Source organism: Acidobacteriota bacterium (genome assembly GCA_009861545.1).
GTDB lineage: Bacteria > Acidobacteriota > Vicinamibacteria > Vicinamibacterales > UBA8438 > WTFV01.
The window spans coordinates 22,671-41,072 of record VXME01000100.1 but is presented as its reverse complement, the minus strand read 5'-3'; the positions used below and the strand labels follow the sequence as shown (position 1 = coordinate 41,072).

The following is an 18,402-nucleotide window of genomic DNA, read 5'->3' as shown; positions in this document are numbered from 1 at the left end:
GTCTGTTCGTTGCCATCGTACGCAACCGTCTGCCGGGCGGCTAGCGCTCGAACTGCTCGAGGGCGCCTCGCGCGTCGCCGATCTGGAGCAGGCAGAGGCGGTCGACGAGATCCAGCGCGCGCTTCGCCCACTCGTCGTCCTCGTGCTGGCGGCAGGTGCGGAAGACGAGCGCAGCGACGGTGAGCGCGTCGGCGTGGCGGTCGCTGCGTGCGTCCCGGGCCTCGTCGGCGAAGCGGTCGAGAAACTTCTCGCAGACCGTGCAGGCGGCGCCCGGCAGTGGTTCGCGCGACGCTTCCAGCGTGTCGAGAATCGAAGCGGGGTCGTCGCCGAACGCCTTGCTGGCGCTGAACGCCTCGATGAGATCGCCGTAGGTGTCGAGCGGCTCGTCCTGCACGTGCCGGAAGCAGGTCGCCGCCCGGCGTCGGACCGCGTCGTCGTCGTCGTCGAACAGTGCGGTGAGCGTCGTGGTCGACCAGCGCCGGTACTCCGGAATCGCCAGATTGGCGGCGGCTACGTGCGCCACGCCGAGGCGGTGCGCAGGGCCGCCGCGGGCGGCGTCGGCGGCCAGACCCGCGGCGCTGCGGTGCTCCGGCTCGGCGCTCATCGCGGCTACCGCGGGCTGCGGGGCATCGGTGGAAGCATCGACCGCGCCGGCGTGCTCCAGCGCGCCCAGGCTGGCCAGGCGCGCGCCGGCCTCGCAGACCTCCGCCGCCGATGATTGCAGCATGCGCTCGACGACAGGCCGAACGTCCGTGAAGCGGTCGCGCAGGCTGTCGCGGAGAAAGCCGTAGACCTGCGAGCTGGCGAGCAGACGATCCTCGGACAGGTCGAGGCGATTGAAGAGCGTCATGCCGAGGGCCGGATCGCGGTCGGAGACGGCCCGGATCGCCGCCGCGGCGCACGCCCGCACCGAGGCGCTCGGGTCCCGGATCAGGCGGTCGAGCGTGACCCGGAATCGGGAGATGTAGGCGGCGTCCTCGACGATCAGCCCGCGGATGGCCTCGGCCGCGCTCCCGCGCGCGGTGTCGATCCCGACCTCCTCCTCCTGCCAGGTCGTCGTGGCGGGGTCCGCGTGCTCGGTGGCGAGCCAGTGGAGCATGCGCACGGCGTCGTTCGGCAGTGGCTCGCGGATGCTCCCGAGCACGTCGGCGACCGAACGCCCGCAGGCGCCGCGCGACTCCGCGAAGGCCTTCTGACAGACCTGAAGCTTGACGGCGGGCGGGGCGGCGGCGGTCTTCAGAGCCGCCAGCGTCCGGTCCAGATACACGGGATGCGCGTTGGGAGGCAGCTTCAGCGCGAGCCGCGCGAAGCGATCGGGGTCCTCGGCGGCGCGCGCTTCGAGGTGCCCCGCCAGCTCCCACTCGCCCCCCTTGAGCTCGTCGCGCGATGCCGGCGCCGGGGCCCTGGGCCGATGCCGCGCGATGGCCCCGAGCCACTGCTCGTCGCTCATGGCCTCGGCGGCACGCCGGTCGATCGGGGGCGCGACCGAATCGACGGCAATCGGCTGCCGGCTGTCGCCGTCCGTCCCGAACTTGCGCTCGAGCGCCTGCACGGCCGCGTTCGCATCGGCGCTGCGCAACTCGGCGGGCAGCGCCGAGAGCAGGGCCAGACGAGCCCGCCCGGCCTGCCGGTAGCCGCGGATGCCGCGCTCGTCGGGGGCCACGTAGTCGAGCAGCGCGCGCTCGAGACGCTCGCGTGATTCGCTGGCGCAGTGCGGAATCACTGCCCGAATCGTCTCCGTCGCGTACCACTGCGGGTTGTCGGAGAACCCGCACCGAAAACGCCACGATTCGTCGCACAGCAATGTCACCGCCTCGTCCGCGTGCCGCGCGCCCGATCCCGCGTAGAGCGCCAGCAACAGACGGTTCGCCACGTGGGTTTCGCGCCGGCGCAGGTCGCCGACGATGTCCGTCAGGGCCTTCTCGCCGGCGCGCGCGACGGCGGCCAGCGCCGCCGCCAGCGCGTCGAGGCAGGCATGGTCGGCCTCCGGATACTCCGTCCTGGTGACGATCGGCCACACGGCGTCGTGCCGCGGCGGATTGCCGCCGGTCAGCGTGGCGTCCGAGAAATCGAGCACGGGATGCAGAACGTGCTCCACGAAGGCGCCGGGCGCGTGCTCGGCGGACCGTGCGAACAGCGCCGCCGCGTGGTCGTCGTAGCCCGGCAGCTCGTGGCTTCCCAGGTCCTGGCCCGTGGACTGCAGCACGGCCAGGCGCCGGCGGAAGCGGTACGCCACGATTTCCGGCACCCACTCGGGGCGGTGCTCTCCCAGGCCCCGGAGCGCGCTCCAGAACGTGGCGTTCGCCGCGGTCCGGCCACGGGCCTCGTCCAGCGTGCCGTTGTCGACGAGACGCAGGAACAGCTCGAAAAGACGGCGGCTCGCGTGGTGGTCGGCCCACTCCATGAAGGCGCGCAAGCGCGGGGTCCAAACGCCGCCGAGATCGGCATAGGGCTCCAGCAGGGCGGCGACCCGATCGGGAGCGTGGCGATGGTGCCGCCGCAGGTAGCCCACGGCGGCGCCGGCCAGACGGTCGTTGCCCGAGGCCAGCCAGCCGCTGGTCGGGCCGTACCTGTCGGTGAACGCGAACCACGACGCCGAGTCGAAGAAGCGCCGCCACGCGAGCGCCGACAACGGGTCCGGGTTCGCGGCGTCGTCCTCGATGGCCTGCAACGCCGGGGCGATCCAGTTCTCCCAGACCGTCCACTCTCGCCCGGTCGGATCCGGGACGTCGGCGAGGGTCGCGAACGCGAGATCCTTGACGTGCGGCCGGATGCGCTCGCCGGCGAGCAGTCCGCGCAGCTCCCGCACGTACTGCGACGGGTCCGCGTCCCGCAGGTACGCCAGCGTCTGGCGGATCCGGGTGCGGTGGGACAGATGCTGGGACGAGCCCTCCAGAGACGACACCAGCGATTCCCGCCGGTGGAAGAACACCCGCGCGGCGCAGTAGTCGAGGAGGCTCTCGTGACCGAATCCGCAGCGACGCCCGTGGACGGCCACCACGCCCGCCGCCGCCAGTTGCTCCAGATACGCGGGGGAGACCTCGTCCAGCCGCTCCATCGGGATGGTGCGTTTCCGCGAGGAGATCATCTCTTCGCAGAGGGTTCCGACGACGGCCATCCACTGGTCCGGCTGCGGCGCGGCCCGGGTGGCGACGGCGCGGCGCTTTGCAGTCCAGTACCTGTCGAACAGGGCCGTCGCGGTGGCGAACGCCGGCGGGCTCGACGCGTCGGCCCCGCTCTCGAGCAGGAGATGCAGGTGCTGGGGAAGCCGCAGGATCTCCAGCTCGCGATCGCCGTACGTTTCGTGATCGAGTCCGGCTCCCGCCAGCGTCTCCTCGACCTCGCGGCGGTCGAGCTCGGCTACCTCGATCCGCGCTTCGGCAGCGGGCAGGAGCCGCCGCAGGGCGGGATCGTTCCGCCAGTCGAAGGCCCGGCAGACGACGACGGTGTGGATTGGCGCCCGCGGGCGGATTCCGCGCGCTTCCTGCATCACCCGCTCGATGAGGCCGCCGGCGCCGGAGCCGTCGCCGGACAGCTCTGCGCCGACGTCCACCTGGTCGACGATCAGGACGCCGGCCCGTCCGGCCGCCCGGGCGGCCTCGGCGAGCACGAGGACCGGCGATTCTTCGAGATCGAGGTGGCGTCCCAGGTCCGTGGCGGTCGCCGCCGTGATCATGTGGTCGAGCCGGAACGCCAGAACGGGCAGACCCCGCGCACGCGCGGCATCCACCACGTCGACGACGCAGGCGGTCTTGCCGGCTCCCGCCCTCCCGGTCAGGACGCTCTCGCTCGCCGTTCCTTCCAGACGCGCCTTCAGCTTCGCCGCCGCCTCCCGCGGCAGCACCGTTCCTCGAATCAGCCCCCGGCGCGCGCCGTCCAGGTAGCGGTCCGTCGCGCGCGCCACTGCGGCGCCCGCTCGGCCGGCGTCGTGCAAGCGGCGTGGCCGGAATCCGCGCCGGGCGAGCCGCTCGACCAGCTCCCGGCTGGTCATCGTGCGCGGCCCGGCGCCTTCCACGATCGCTCGCAGCCGTGCGACCATCGTGCCGGGGTCCGCAACGAAGAGCGTCTGCAGCCCCCGGCGCACCTGCTCCTCCACCTCCCGCCCGGCGACCGTCCGGACCTCGATCCGCCGCAGCCGGTCGAGTGCCGCCGGCGCTTCGCAGACCCAGCAGCGGAGTAGCCTCGCGAACCACTCCCGGCGGGCGCGGGTGGTCAGCCACTCGCGTTCGAACGCCTCCGACGAGTCCGAGGTCGCCGCCGCCGCGCAGGGTCCGGAGAGCTCCGGGGCCGCGCTGCCGGACACCAGGACGAACCGGTCGTCGTTGCCGGCCAGACGGTCGCCGGCGGTCTGCAGCGGCCCGGCCGCGTTGTCGAGAGCCGTGAGGTTCAACGCGCCGGCCGGGTGCCGGAGTCGCGCGTAGTGCACCTCCCGCTCCGCGTCCGTGGTTACGATCAGCTCCGCGCGACCGGCCGCGAGGGCCTCGATCCGCAGGGTCTCGGCGCCGCCGTGCAGCAGGCGCACGCACTCCGCCAGCGTCCACCAGTGCTCGTAGCGGTTGCCGGCCGTGTCGGCGGGGCCGTCCGGATGCTTCATCGATGCAGGAGGGCTACGTGTAGTCCCGAATGGCTACACTTGTGCGTGGCCGGCCGCGCGCGCGCCGCCGCGTCCACCGTCGACCTTGCACTACTGATGCGAACCATGACACCAACTGTACTTCACGAGTTCCGGTATGCCGCGCCGCGCCACGGCGTGCGGGGCGTGACCGCCGCCATGCTCCTGGCCGCACTGGTCGGCCCGGGCGTGCCGGAGGTCGCGGCGCAGGCCGGGACCACTACCGGCGTCATCCGCGGCGCCGTCCACGACCCGGCCGGCGACCCGGTGCCGGGAACGGTGATCGTCATCCAGAACCGCGACACCGACCTGTTGACGACGGTCGAGACGGGTTCGTCCGGCACATTCGTCCGTGCCCTGCTGTCGCCCGGCACCTACGACCTGACGGTGGTGCCGGCGACCGCCGGGTTCGGCACCGAGCGCATCGAGGGCGCGGTCCTGCGGGTCGGGGGGATGCTCGACCTGTCCGTGGAGCTGCGGGTCGTGGCGACCGAGACGGTGACCGTCGTCAGCGAGGCGCCGCGCGTGATCGACACCACGGACGTCACGCGCTCGCAACGCATCCAGGAGGACGTAGTGGACGCGCTGCCGAGTGACGGCCGCAACTTCGTGAACCTGGCCCTGCTCACCCCGGGTGCGTCGATATCGCAGGGGCCCGACGGCGACGAGCTGAACATCAGCGGCCAGCGCGGCATCTTCAACAACTTCATCGTCGATGGGGCGGATTTCAACAATCCCTTCTTCGGCGAGCAGCGGGGCGGACAGCGGCCCGCCTTCACCTTCAACCAGGACGCCATCGAGGACCTGGTCGTGGTGAACCAGGGCGCCACCGCCGAGTTCGGTCGCTCGGCCGGCGGTTTCGTCAACGTGATCACCAAGTCGGGAACGAACGACCTGAGCGGCTCGGCGCACTACTTCGGACAGTGGGACGAGATGGCGGCGCCGTTTCCGGCGGCGCGGGGCGGTGGGAAGCCCGACTTCGGCCGGAACCAGGCCGGCGCCACGCTGGGAGGCCCCCTCGTGCGCGACCGGGCCTTCTTTTTCCTCGCCTACGACCAGCAGGTATCGAACGAGACCAAGCAGGCCGTCCGGCACGTCGTGAACCCGGCGAACCTGGAGCGGCTCGCCAGCTTCCTGCAGGCGCGCTGGCCCGGGCTGTTCGACAAGGAGTTCGGGCCGATCCGGCGCACCGACGACGCGCGGTCGCTGCTCGCCAAGCTGGATTTCAACCTCGACGGCCGGCACCAGGCCTCGTTCAAGTACAACTACACGTGGGCGGAGCAGGTGAACGGCACCTTCGACGTCGACGCCTGGGGGGCGTCGATGAACGGGATCGAGGGGGACGAGTCGCACGCCTTCAACGGCAGCCTGCGCTCCCTGCTCACCAACGCGCTCTCCAACGAGTTGCGCATCCAGTGGGCGCGCGAGGACCGGCCCCGCTGGTACGAGGGGCCGCTGTTGCCCGGCGCGCGCACCGCCGGCCCGCCGCAGTTCGAGCGGCTGGGCGGCCGTCCGTTCCCCGACATCGCCATGGATTTCGCCGACGGGTTCCGGATCGGGCTGCCGTTCTTCCTCCCGATCGATCCGGCGTTCGACACCCGGCTGCAGGTGGTCGACAACGTGTCTTTCGCCACCGGCGACCACCTGTTCAAGGCGGGGCTGGAGTACAACCGGACCGGTGTCGAGCAGCAGTTCATCGGTTTCGCGAACGGACGCTACGTCTTCGACTCGGTCGACGGTTTCATGGGCTTCATCACGCAGGGCAACCGCTTCGTCACCTGCTCCGATGGATCGTCCAGCGCGCTGGGCGTCTGCCCGCCGGGCGCCGGCGTCGCCGGGCCGGTGCTTCTCTACCTGCAGTCGGCGACCGTCCCCGGCGTGCCGGCCGAGCAGCTCGGCCTGCAGGCGTTCCAGGTCCACGAGCTGGGCGCGTTCCTGCAGGACACCTGGCATCCGCACGACCGGGTGACGCTGGACCTCGGGCTCCGCTGGGAGGGGACCTGGCATCCCACGATGTTCGTCGAGCCGGAGGACACCTTCTTCGCGCCGTACCTCGACGATCCCCGATTTCCGTCAGACGGCCGGATCCCGGACGACCTCGACAACTTCCAGCCGCGGGTCGGGCTGGCCTGGGACGTCGCCGGCGACGGCCGGACGGTGGTGCGCGCCAACGGCGGCTCGTACGTGGCCCGCATCCCGATGCTGGTCTTCGCCCAGCACCGGTCGACCAACGGGGCCTTCCAGCAGACCCTGTTCCGCAGCAGCGCCGCCGCCGCGGCCCTCGGTCCGGTGCCCGCCATCGACGAGCTGATCGACGCGTCGGCAGCGCCGCCGTTCCTGCCCGACATCCAGGTCGCCGACCGCGACCTGGAGTTGCCGCGCACCTGGTCGTTCAGCACCGGCCTCGACCGCGACCTCGGGCGGGGCGTGGCGGCCAGCGCCGCCTTCGTCCACGCGCGGACCGACGACCTCTTCCGCTTCGTCAACCGCAACGATCCCGTGTTCGGCGCGCCGTTCGGCATCGGCACCCACCCGTCCGGGGGCGGCATCAACGCGCTGACGGTGGCCGAGAGCAGCGCGCGGTCGCGGTACCACGGGTTGACGCTCGGGCTGCGCGGGCGGGGCGCGGTCCGCAACCGGCCGCTCACTTTCGAAACCCACTACACGCTCGCCTTCGACCGCTCGGACGACGACAACGAGCGCGATCCGTTCGTTCTCCGCTACGCCAATGCCGGCAACCTCGTTCCGGAGTACGGCTGGTCGGACCGCGACCGCCGCCACCAGGTGAGCGGCTACCTGCTGGCCACGCTGCCGGGCGAGCTGCAATTGAACAACGTCGTGCGCTACCTGTCGGCATCTCCGGTCTCCGAGCAGTGCGCCAACCGGGGCCTGCGGGCCGCGCAGCCGTCGGACCGCATCTGCGCGGACGGCACCATCCTGACCCGCAACACCCTGCGGCGCGACAACAGCTTCTTCACCTGGGACATCCGTTTCTCGCGACGCTTCACGCTCCGCAACGGAACCGTCATCGAGCCGATCCTGGAGGTGTTCAACCTGACCAACGCCGACAACACCGTCGACACCGCGGTCGGGTCGCTGCTGTTCAACTTCGACGGGACCCTGCGTAGCGGACTGGGCGACACGCGGCGCGGGCAGGTGGGGCTGAGCGTGCGTTTCTGAAGGCCAAGAACCATGCAGATGAAGACCTGCGAGTTACATTTGCATTTCCTCGGCGCGCCGTGCTCCTTGTGCCAGCACCGCTCCCGACGTGGTATAAGCGTCTGCGGATACCCGTCGGACACTGCAGCCGGACTTCGATGGACACCAGCACCTACGTCAGGCCGTCTCGGGAGACGGCGTGGGACCTCGCGCGGGAAACCGACCTGCCAGCCCTGATGCGGCGCGCCGCCGAGTTGCGCGACGCGGGCTTCGGGCGGCCTGTCAGCTATTCGCGCAAGGTGTTCATCCCCCTCACGAAGCTGTGCCGCGACGTGTGCCACTACTGCACGTTCGCCCAGCCGCCGCGACCGGGCGAGCGGGCGTACATGACGCTCGACGAGGTCGTCGAGGTAGCCCGCCGCGGCGCGGAGGCGGGCTGCAACGAGGCGCTCTTCACCCTCGGCGACAAGCCCGAGCTGAGATATCCGCAGGCGCGCGCCGAGCTGGACGCGCTGGGGTATCCGACGACGATCGCGTACCTGGTGGCCGCCGCCCGCGCGGTGTTCGAGGCGACGGGCCTGCTGCCGCACGCCAACCCCGGTGTCGTCACGCGGGACGAGCTGCTCGCGCTCCGCGCGGTGTGCCCGTCGCAGGGAATGATGCTGGAGAGCGTCTCCCGGCGCCTGCTGGAGCCGGGCCTGGCGCACCACGGCTCACCCGACAAGGACCCGGACGCGCGTCTGGAGACGATGCGGTTGGCGGGGGAGCTGGCGATTCCCTACACGTCCGGCATCCTGATCGGCATCGGCGAGACCAGGGAGGAGCGCATCGAATCGCTCCTTGCGTTGCGCGACCTGCACGACAAGCACGGTCACGTCCAGGAGATCATCGTCCAGAACTTCCGGGCCAAGACGGACACCCGGATGGCCCAGGCTCCCGAGCCGCCGCTCGCCGACCTGCAGTGGACGATCGCCTGCGCGCGGTTGATCTTCGGTCCCGACATGGCGATCCAGGCGCCGCCCAACCTCACCCCGGACCGCTTCGGCGCCCTGATCCGGGCGGGTATCAACGACTGGGGCGGGGTGTCTCCGGTGACGCCGGACCACGTCAATCCGGAGGCGCCGTGGCCGCATCTGGAGGCGCTGGCGCGCGAGACCGCGCGCGAGGGCAAGGTGCTGACCGAGCGGCTGACGGTCTATCCGTCCTACGCGCGGGATCTGGACCGCTGGGTGGCGGAGCCGTTGCGGCCGGCTGTCCGGCAGGCATCCGACGCGGAAGGCTTCGCCCGCGAGAGCGCCTGGTCGCCCGGCGACCCCGACGCCGTGCTGCCGGCGCCGCTTCTGGAACGCCTCGATGATGCAGCCCCGCCGGCGCCGAGCGCCACGGTGCGGGCGTTGTGCGAGAGGGCCGCGCGCGGCGACGGGCTGGACGAGGTGGAGATCGCGACGCTCTTTTCCGCCCGTGGCGACGATCTGGTCGCCGTGGTGCGGGCGGCCGACGCACTGCGCCGCGAGGTCAACGGCGACGAGGTCACCTACGTCGTCAACCGCAACATCAACTACACCAACGTCTGCTACTTCAAGTGCCAGTTCTGCGCCTTTTCCAAGGGCAAGCTGAGCGAGAACCTGCGGGGGGCGCCCTACGACCTCGACCTCGACGAGATCGCCCGGCGCAGCGTGGAGGCCTGGAAGCGCGGCGCCACCGAGGTGTGCATGCAGGGCGGCATCCATCCCGAGTACACGGGGGCCACCTACCTGGACATCTGCCGCACCGTCAAGGCGGCGGTGCCCGACATGCACGTGCATGCCTTCTCGCCGCTGGAGGTCTGGCAGGGCGCGGCCACCCTCGGCGTGTCGCTGGAGGCGTTCCTGCGGCAACTGAAGGCGGCCGGCCTGGGAACGCTGCCGGGCACCGCGGCCGAGGTGCTCGACGACGAGGTCCGGCGCGACCTGTGCCCCGACAAGCTGACGGCGGGGCAGTGGCTCGAGGTGATGGAGACGGCGCACCGGGTCGGGTTCCGGACGACGGCGACCATCATGTACGGCCACATCGACCGGCCCCGGCACTGGGGGCACCACTTGGCGAGCATCCGGGGGCTGCAGGCGCGCAGCGGGGGGTTCACCGAGTTCGTGCCCCTGCCCTTCGTGCACATGGAGGCGCCCATCTACCTCAAGGGGAAGGCGCGCCGCGGTCCGACGTTCCGCGAGTCGCTGCTGATGCACGCGGTCGCGCGGCTGGCGCTGCACCCGTTGGTGCCGAACATCCAGGCGTCGTGGGTGAAGATGGGGCCCCGCGGCGTGCGCGCGTGCCTGAACGCCGGGGTGAACGACCTGGGCGGCACCCTGATGAACGAGAGCATCACGCGGGCCGCCGGCGCGGGGTTCGGCCAGGAGCTGTCGCCGGAGCGGATGGAGGCCCTGATCTGCGGGGCCGGCCGGACGCCGAGGCAGCGCTCCACCACTTACGGGGAGCCCGTGGCCGCGCAGGTGGCCCGGTCGTTTCAGGCCGCCGACCTGCAACCGGTCGTCCAGGCCCCGAGTCCCGCCTGGGCGCGGGACGGGGCGCGGCCGGCGCTGGTCCGGCCCGGGCTCGGTGCCGACGTCGGGGACAACGGTTCACCGGAACGTTCAATGAGACAGAGGGAGGCAAACCGATGAGCACAGACATCCGCGCCCTGCTCGAGAAGGTGTTGGAGCGACCGGCCATCAGCGCACCGGTGGCCCTCGTGGTCCTGCTTGCGATCGGCTTCTACGGGTGGTCGGCCACCTGCCCGTGCGATCGCATGCCCGGAGCCGTCCTGTTCGGCGCCGAGCACGAGGAGCCGGTGAGCGACTGGACGTTCGCGAACCAGGTGACGCTGTGCCAGATCCAGATCCGGGCCGGCTTGCTGCCGCACGCCATCAACCTGAACTGCTTCGCCACCGAGAGCGGCGACCTGTACCTGAGCTGCTCGAACTGCGACGGCAAGCGCTGGTCCGGGTTCGCGGTCGAGGACGGCACGGCGTGGCTGCGCCTCGACGGCACCGTCTACCCGGTTCAACTGACGCGGGCGATGGACGCGGACGAGCTCGACACGGCCTGGGTCGCCAGGCTCGACAAGCTGCACTCGCTGGAGGAGCCGGCCAACCCGCCGGTGCCGATCGGCACGCCGCGGCCGGACGGCTGGTGGTCGTTCCGGGTGGTGTCGCGCGGCTAGTATCCCGCCGGCGAAGTTCGTGGGAACATTGCTCAAGGTGACGATTCCGGTCCTCTGGGTAAGGTGGATACGCTTTGGAATGTAGGACCTGCAACGCTGACATGGACAGCCCGGCCGCTAGCGCGAAGGAGTCTCCGATGAAGAGGACTGTAGCCGCAGTTGCCGTGGGGGTGTTCGTGACGTTGCCCGCGGCGCCGGTCACCGGGCAGGCGGTGTGGGAGGAGAGCGCGTTGCCGGGCGGCGTGGAATTCCGTCTTCGCAACGCCGAGGGGGCCGTGATTGTCCTCCAGTGCGTGAATCAAGGAGTTCGCGCACGATTCACGTTTGCCGAGCCGCTCCAGGCGCCCGAACGAGTCTGGTTGCGAGCTGTTCCCGGCGACCAACTCCCCGTTCGGGTCACGGCGGTCGGCGAGCATACGGTGCAAGTCGAAGACCCCCGCGGGGTCCACTTCGTATTGAGGACCCTCCGCGGGACGGTGCGTATCGTCGTGCGCGCCCCCGATCGACAAGCCTCCTTCGCCATCTTCGGTAGCGAGGCCACCGTACACGACTGCATGCGGCAGATGGACGTGTACGGGCTGCCCCGTCCAGGAATCAACCTGTCGGGTGGCACAGTGCCAGGAGCAAATGGACGGGATGATGATCCGGAATGAGTGTCGGTCCCGCCCGGTCATGTCTCCGCGGGGCCCGATTGCCGCGGCCGATCCGACGGGGCGCGGGCGTGCGTCCGCGGCACTTGACATTGCCGGTAAGACGCTCAGAATGTACCGATCCGGGATGGATAATGGCCGGGGTTCTGCCCGGAGGATCGGACTGGAGCATCAGAGGGACCGACCCATGAAGATTCGACACCGTTGCGCAGTGGTGGCCAGCGCGGCGCTTGCGCTCTGCGTTGCCGGCAGCACAGTTGCCGCCCAATCGAACGACTGGGAGCCGGGGCCCGCCTCGTGGACGGGGGACCTGGCCCCGATCGCCGTCGCGGACTGGAGCTACGACCGCGCCGAGCACCTGCTGGGCCGGGCCGGCTTCAGCGGCACGCCGGAGGACGTCCGGCGGCTGGCGGACATGACGCCGGAAGAGGCGGTCAGCGCCCTGGTCGACTACGACGACATTCCGAACGATCATCTCGAGCCGTTCGAGCACTCGGGCTTCTGGGACGAGACGTTGATGCAGTTCCCGCCGAGCCGGCCCGCCGCTACCGACCGGGCGATGGCGCTCGGCGCGAGCATGGGCATCCGCGTGAAGCCGGAGTTCGTCAACCGCCACATGCAGCCGGTCTCCGACCGCTTCTTCTACTGGCTGCGCGCGACCGCGCTGGAGACCCGCCGCGTCGGCTACTGGTGGGCCGAGCGGATGCTCGACACCAACCGGCCGCTGCAGGAGAAGATGGCGCTGTTCTGGCACGGGCATTTCGCCACCGCCCAGAACAAGGTCCGCGACTACCGCAAGATGCTGCTGCAGATCGATACCTTCGAGCGGCACGCGGCCGGGAACTTCGGCGAGCTGCTCGTCGCCGTGGCGCAGGATCCGGGGATGCTCTACTACCTGGATGCCGGCGTGAACGTGAAGGGCGCCGCCAACGAGAACTTCGCCCGCGAGGTGATGGAGCTGTTCACGATGGGCGTGGGCAACTACTCCGAGATGGACGTTCGCGAGGCGGCGCGGGCGTTCACGGGCTGGAACTTCGTGAACCTCGATTTCGTGGTCAACGAGGACCAGCACGACGACGAGGAGAAGGCCTTCCTGGGCCGCACCGGGAACTTCGACGGCGTCGACGTGCTGCACATCATCCTGGAGCAGCCGATCACCGCCGAGTACATCGCCTCGAAGATCTACCGCTTCTTCGTCCGCGAGGATCCCTCGCCGGAACTGCAGGCCGAGCTCGGCGCCGTCTTTCGGGACAACCACTACGAGCTGAAGCCGCTGCTGCGGACGATCTTCCTGTCGCGCGACTTCTACAGCGAGGCGAGCTACGGCGCCCACATCAAGGGACCGGTCGAGCACGTGATCGCGATGCTGAAGCAGCTCGGCGCCCCCGACGTGCCGGGCGTTCCGGACTTCAACAGCACGACCATCGCCCTGGGCCAGCACCTGCTGAACCCGCCGTCGGTCGCCGGCTGGGCGCAGGGCCGGTCCTGGATCACACCGGCGCTCCTGCAGGAGCGGGGCAACGTCGCCTTCAACTACCTGTTCCCGGACGTCATCGACTTTCGGGATCCGAGCTTCCTCGCCCGGACCGGGGACGGGGTGGTGGGCGAGCGCCTGCGGAGCGGCTACGACTTCGGCGCCGCCATTTCGATAGACGGCGACCCGAACCAGATGACCGCGTTCGACCTGTCGGCTCTCGAGCGCGACGAGCTGTTCAATACCCGTGTCTCGGGCTACCGGGCCTGGGCCGAGGCGGTGCGCAAGCTGATTCCGACCCCGCGCGGCGCAGCGCAGTTCGACATGGCGCGCATGGTCCTGGACTCCGGGGCGGAGACCACCGACGAGGCGGTCGATCACCTGCTGGGACGATTCCTGCGGATGCCGGTGGCGACCGAGCTGCGCGTTGCGCTGGTGGAGCTGCTGGAGGGCGAGCTGGGAACCCGGGACCTGGCGCGAGCCCGAACCTACCTGGAAGACCCGTTGCGCATGGTGACGCACATCATCATGAGCACGCCGGAGTATCAGATCGACTAGGGGACCGTCCACGAATTTAGAGGTGCATGACCATGACCCTGACCAACCGCGGCAAGAAGCTGTGCGATTCCAGTGGCGTGTCCCGCCGCCAGGCGCTGAAGATCGGCGCCCGCGGCATCGGCCTCGGCCTGCTCGGCAGCGGGCTCGGCCCCCTGCCGCCGCTGTTCGGCGCGACCTCGGAGGCGCTGGCCGCCACCGAGGGCAAGATCCTGGTGGTGTTCGAGTGGTTCGGCGGCTACGACGGCCTGAGCACGTTCGTGCCCTACGGCGACGACGAGCTGTACCGGCGGCGGCCGACCATCGGCGTCCGCGAGCAGGACGTCCTGAAGGCGGACGAGCACTTCGGTTTCCAGAAGTCGATGGTGGGCATGCAGCGGCTGTGGGAAGAGGGCAACTGCGCCGTCATCCACGGCTGCGGCTACGAGCAGCCGTCGTTCTCCCACTTCGCGTCCAGCTCGTTCTGGCACACCGGCGCCCCCAACAGCGGGGAGGCCTACGGCTGGTACGGCCGCACCGCCGACGCCCTGGATCCGACCGGGTCGCCCAACTTCCTGGTGAACATCGCTTCGGCGCAGTCGCTCGCGGTGCGGGCGCACGAGCACGTCCCGGTCGTCTTCAATGATCCGGGCGCATTCCGCCGCGACTTCTTCCACCCGCAGAGCCCGTACATCGGCAGGCTGGGCAACGGGCAGGCGGCGCGCAGCGAGATCCACAAGTTCCTGCTCGACGTCAACCAGAGCGCGCGCGAGGCGTCGGCCCTGGTCAGCCAGGCGTGGGAGAACTACACCAGCACCCGCGGCGACGTGCGCCTGCTCGACCTCGACAAGGTCGTGGCGCTGATCGAGAACGACTTCCCGGCGCGGCTCTACTACGTGCGGCTGCGCAACAGCCTGTTCGACACCCACGTCAACCAGGAGAGCCCGCACAACCGCCAGGTGCAGTATTGCTGCGACGCCGTCTGGGGCTTCTTCGAGGAGATGAAGCGGCTCGGCAAGCAGGACGAGGTGGCCGTCTTCATCCACAGCGAGTTCGGCCGGCGCGTGCCCGAGAACACGAGCCTGGGCACCGACCACGGGACCGCCAACGTCTCGTTCGTGCTCGGCGGCGGGGTCGAGGGCGGCCAGTACGGCAAGCCGGTCAGCCTGACGGATCTCGTGCTGGGCGACAACCTGCAGTACACCACCGACTTCCGGCGGGTGTACGCCACGCTGATCGAGGAGTACCTCGGCTACCGCAAGTCGGAGAACGTGCTCGGCGGCAAGTTCGATACGCTCGGCATGTTCGCGTAGCGCGAACGGCGCCGTAGAGGCGCTTCGTCCGGCTGGGGGTAGAGCGGATCGACGGGGCTGGCCGAGGCCAGCCCCGTTTTTTTTGGGGGGCGGGGACTACGCTCTGCCCAGCCGTTCCTGGATCTTCCGCAGCTCCGCGATGTCCAGCAGGTCCTGTGGTCTGCCGGCGCGCTGCTTCATGGAGATGAGATCGTCGATCGATGCCACGAAGAACGTGCGCCGATCGACGGTCACCTCGACCGCCCGCTGTCTGAGATCGTCGAACGCATCGCTCTCCGCGACCAGCAGGTCGACTTCCGCCCGGCCGTCCGGCGTGTGGAAGTTGAGCGCAAGCATGCCCTTCTCCCGCCGCCAGCGACGAACGTGCTCGACGTCGCGAATGCGTTCAATCGGCTCGGGAATGCGGGGGCGCGCTCCGAGATTCCAGAGCAGATCGACCGCGGACTGCCAGGACTCCGGCGCCAGGCTGGGCACGACATCGAGATCGAACGTCACGCGCGAACCGCCGTGGAGGACGGCGGCGACGCCACCGACAATCACGAACTCAACGCGATGGTCGTGAAGCGCGTTCAGGATCTCGAGAAAATCGCTCGTCATGCGATTGCTGCTCCGTCCGGGCCCTGCGAAGCAGGGTCAGGTCGCGGGCGCGTTCGCTGAGCATCCGCAGGCGTGCGAGGAACGATCGACTGTCGAGCGGCCCGATAGGGGAGTCGTCGGGGTGGACACCGGTCCAGTCGACGCTACGGTCTTCCGGCGGCTGCATCACTGGCATTGTCCCGACATCGTCGTCCGAACGCAATCGCTACGCTGGGAGCCGTACTCTTGGCGCGGCAGTATAGTCTAGCCGGCGGGCAGGAGGGTGTTGTTGTGCGCATCGCGGTGATGGGAGCCGGCGGCATGGGAGGCTACCTGGGCGCGAAGCTGGCGCGCGGCGGCCATGACGTCGCGCTGATCGCGCGCGGGGCGCACCTGGAGGCGTTGCGGCGTCGCGGGTTGCGTATCAGCGGCGCAGAATCCCTGGAGGTGTCCGGCCTCCAGGCGACCGATCGTCCCGCGGAGATCGGCGCCGTCGACACGGTGCTGTTCTGCGTCAAGCTCTACGATACCGACGCGGCCGCAGAGTTGATCCGCCCGTTGCTCGGGCAGGCTACCTTCGTGGTCACTGTACAGAACGGCGTCGAGAGTGCGGCCCGGATCGCCGCGGTCATCGGTCCGGAACGGACGCTGGCGGGCGCCGCCTACTTTCCCGCCAATATCGCGGCGCCGGGGGAGATCGCCTGGCTCGGCCGCATGGCGGGCAAGCCGCTGATTGCTTTCGGCGAGCCGGGAGGCGGTTCGAGCCCGCGCGCCCGCGAATTCGCGCGCGCCTGCAACCGAGCGGGGGTCGAGGCCGCGGTCTTCGAGGACACCGAGCGGATGATCTGGGAGAAGTTCTGTCTCATCGCCGGCTCGAGCGCGGCCACCGCGCTCACGCGCCTCCCGATGGGGCCGGTGCGGAGTGATCCGGATGCCCGCTGGGTGCTTGTCCGGGCGATCGACGAAGCGGCGGCGGTGGGGCGCGCGCTCGGCGTTCATCTTCCCGACGACGTGGAGGAAAGGGTGCTCGGGTTCCTCGATGCCAGCCCCGCGAACGGGAAGACCTCGCAGCTCGTCGACCTCGAGCGGGGACGGCGTCTGGAACTCGAGTGGCTGTCCGGCACCGTCGTCCGCCTCGGGAGCGAGCAGGGCGTCCCGACCCCGGTTCACCGCACAGTCTACGCCGCGCTCAAGCCGTATGCAGGCGGGAAGGATCGCGTGTGACGGGCGGGGCGGCGGAGCTCTTTCTTCGGCATGATGGCCGTGATGGTGTTGCGGTGGACCGGGGCGAATACTCGACCGTGACCGATACCCCGCTGCGTGATCTGGTAGCGACCTCTTGCGATGTGCGTGAGGCTAGTCGGCGCCTCGACAAGGTCGGCCGATTGGCCGCCTTCCTTGGACGGCTCGGCGCGGAGGAGATCGAGATCGCCGTCTCCTTCCTGTGCGGCTCCCTGCCGCAGGGGCGCATCGGCGTCGGCTTCTCCGCTCTGAGCGAAGTCCGTTCCGTCCCGGCCGCATCCGCACCCGTGCTGACGCTTGCGGCCGTTGACAGTGCGTTCGAGCGGGTGGCCGCTACCAGGGGCCGCGGCTCGACGGCCGTTCGCGTCCAGCAGCTACGCGACCTGCTGGCGCGGGCGACCCGCGACGAGCAGGACTTCCTGGTGCGGTTGCTCCAGGGGGAGATCCGCCAGGGTGCGCTCGAGAGTGTGATCACCGACGCCGTAGCGCGTGCGGCTGGGCTGCCCGCGGCACGGGTGCGCCGTGCGGTGATGATGGCCGGCGGGCTTGGATCGGTGGCCAGGGTAGCGCTGGCCGGGACCGACCCGGATCTGTCGCGGTTCTCGTTCCGCATGTTCCATCCGGTGCAGCCGATGCTGGCGCAGTCCGCGGACAGCGTGGACGATGCCCTGGCGCGCCTTGGCGCAATGGCGCTCGACTACAAGCTGGACGGCGCCCGCGTTCAAGTACACAAGGACGAGGCAGAGGTAAGGGTGTTCACGCGCCACCTGCGCGAGGTGACCGCGGCGGTTCCCGAGGTGGTTGAGACGGTGGCCGCCATGCCGCCGCGGCGGTTGATCCTCGACGGGGAAGTGCTGGCGCTTCGATCCGATGGGACTCCTCTTCCCTTCCAGGTGACGATGCGCCGCTTCGGCCGCAAGCTCGACGTCGACGCGTTGCGCCGTACGCTGCCGCTGACGCCGTTCTTCTTCGATTGCCTGCTGGTCGACGGGCAGGATTTGATCGACGAGCCCCTCAGCCGGCGCGCGGATGCGCTCGCGGATCTCGCGGGCGGCCGGTTGCTTGTGCCGCGCGTGCTCTCGCCCGGAGTCGACGAGACGGCGGCCTTCGTCGACGAGGCTCGTCGCGCCGGCCATGAGGGAGTCATGGCCAAGTCTCTCGACGCGGGCTACGCCGCCGGCAGCCGGGGTGCGGCGTGGCTGAAGATCAAGCAGGTCACGACGCTCGACCTGGTTGTGCTCGCCGCCGAGTGGGGGAGCGGGCGCCGGCGCGGGTGGCTCAGCAATCTGCACCTGGGCGCGCGCGACGCCGAGCGAAACGGCTTCGTCATGCTCGGCAAGACCTTCAAGGGGCTGACCGACGAGCTCCTGGCCTGGCAGACGCGCCGGTTCCTCGAGCTGGAGATCGGGCGTGACCGCCACACGGTGTTCGTGCGGCCGGAACTGGTGGTCGAGATCGCCTTCAACGACGTGCAGGCCAGCCCGCAATACCCCGGCGGCGTGGCGCTGCGGTTCGCCCGCGTCAAGCGGTACCGCGACGACAAGACGGCCGTCGAGGCCGACACGATAGAGATGGTGCAGGGGATCCACCGGCGGGCGATGGGGCACGGGGCCGGCCGCGCCCGTCGTGCCTGATCGCGCGACGGT

10 protein-coding genes are annotated in these 18,402 nt (G+C 70.2%); 8 read left to right on the top strand and 2 right to left on the bottom strand.

Translation table 11 applies throughout. The annotated features are described in order from the left end of the window. Window positions 1-40: 40 nt before the first annotated feature. Window positions 41-4,594: a hypothetical protein gene (locus F4X11_16455; GenBank protein ID MYN66597.1), complete on the bottom strand. Its 4,554-nt coding sequence runs from the start codon at window positions 4,592-4,594 to the stop codon at window positions 41-43. On the opposite strand from F4X11_16455, the gene F4X11_16450 reads away from it, so the two are divergent. The 6 genes from F4X11_16450 to F4X11_16425 all read left to right on the top strand — a co-directional run bounded on the left by F4X11_16450 (window position 4,586) and on the right by F4X11_16425 (window position 14,938). Further along, complete coding sequence (locus tag F4X11_16450; GenBank protein MYN66596.1) at window positions 4,586-7,792, top strand: TonB-dependent receptor; 3,207 nt, start codon at window positions 4,586-4,588, stop codon at window positions 7,790-7,792. The two genes, F4X11_16455 and F4X11_16450, sit on opposite strands and share 9 nt — an antisense overlap. A 137-nt stretch (window positions 7,793-7,929) precedes the next feature. Continuing rightward, a complete protein-coding gene (gene cofH, locus F4X11_16445) occupies window positions 7,930-10,428 on the top strand; it encodes a 7,8-didemethyl-8-hydroxy-5-deazariboflavin synthase subunit CofH (GenBank protein ID MYN66595.1) in 2,499 nt (832 codons plus the stop codon). Then, window positions 10,425-10,967, top strand: coding sequence for a hypothetical protein (locus F4X11_16440; protein ID MYN66594.1), 543 nt, complete (start codon window positions 10,425-10,427; stop codon window positions 10,965-10,967). The genes cofH and F4X11_16440 overlap by 4 nt, the downstream gene beginning before the upstream one ends. 164 nt (window positions 10,968-11,131) lie before the next feature. Then, window positions 11,132-11,620, top strand: a complete 489-nt coding sequence (locus F4X11_16435; GenBank protein MYN66593.1) for a hypothetical protein — start codon at window positions 11,132-11,134, stop codon at window positions 11,618-11,620. Between the two features lie 184 nt (window positions 11,621-11,804). Next, window positions 11,805-13,649, top strand: a complete 1,845-nt coding sequence (locus F4X11_16430; protein MYN66592.1) for a DUF1800 domain-containing protein — start codon at window positions 11,805-11,807, stop codon at window positions 13,647-13,649. Window positions 13,650-13,681: 32 nt separating this feature from the next. Next, window positions 13,682-14,938 carry a DUF1501 domain-containing protein gene (locus tag F4X11_16425; GenBank protein ID MYN66591.1) on the top strand — a complete coding sequence of 419 codons (1,257 nt, stop codon included), beginning with the start codon at window positions 13,682-13,684 and terminating at the stop codon, window positions 14,936-14,938. Between the two features lie 96 nt (window positions 14,939-15,034). Here F4X11_16425 and F4X11_16420 read toward each other — a convergent pair whose 3' ends face one another. Next, on the bottom strand, window positions 15,035-15,535 hold the full coding sequence (locus F4X11_16420) for a hypothetical protein (GenBank protein MYN66590.1): 501 nt from the start codon (window positions 15,533-15,535) through the stop codon (window positions 15,035-15,037). 270 nt (window positions 15,536-15,805) lie between these two features. On the opposite strand from F4X11_16420, the gene F4X11_16415 reads away from it, so the two are divergent. Together F4X11_16415 and F4X11_16410 are read left to right on the top strand one after the other, a co-directional pair. Continuing rightward, window positions 15,806-16,738 (top strand): 2-dehydropantoate 2-reductase, encoded by a 933-nt coding sequence (locus tag F4X11_16415; protein MYN66589.1) that lies wholly within the window; start codon window positions 15,806-15,808, stop codon window positions 16,736-16,738. 92 nt (window positions 16,739-16,830) lie between these two features. Beyond that, entirely contained in the window at window positions 16,831-18,390 is a 1,560-nt protein-coding gene (locus F4X11_16410) for an ATP-dependent DNA ligase (GenBank protein ID MYN66588.1), read from the top strand. The last annotated feature ends 12 nt before the right edge of the window (window positions 18,391-18,402 follow it).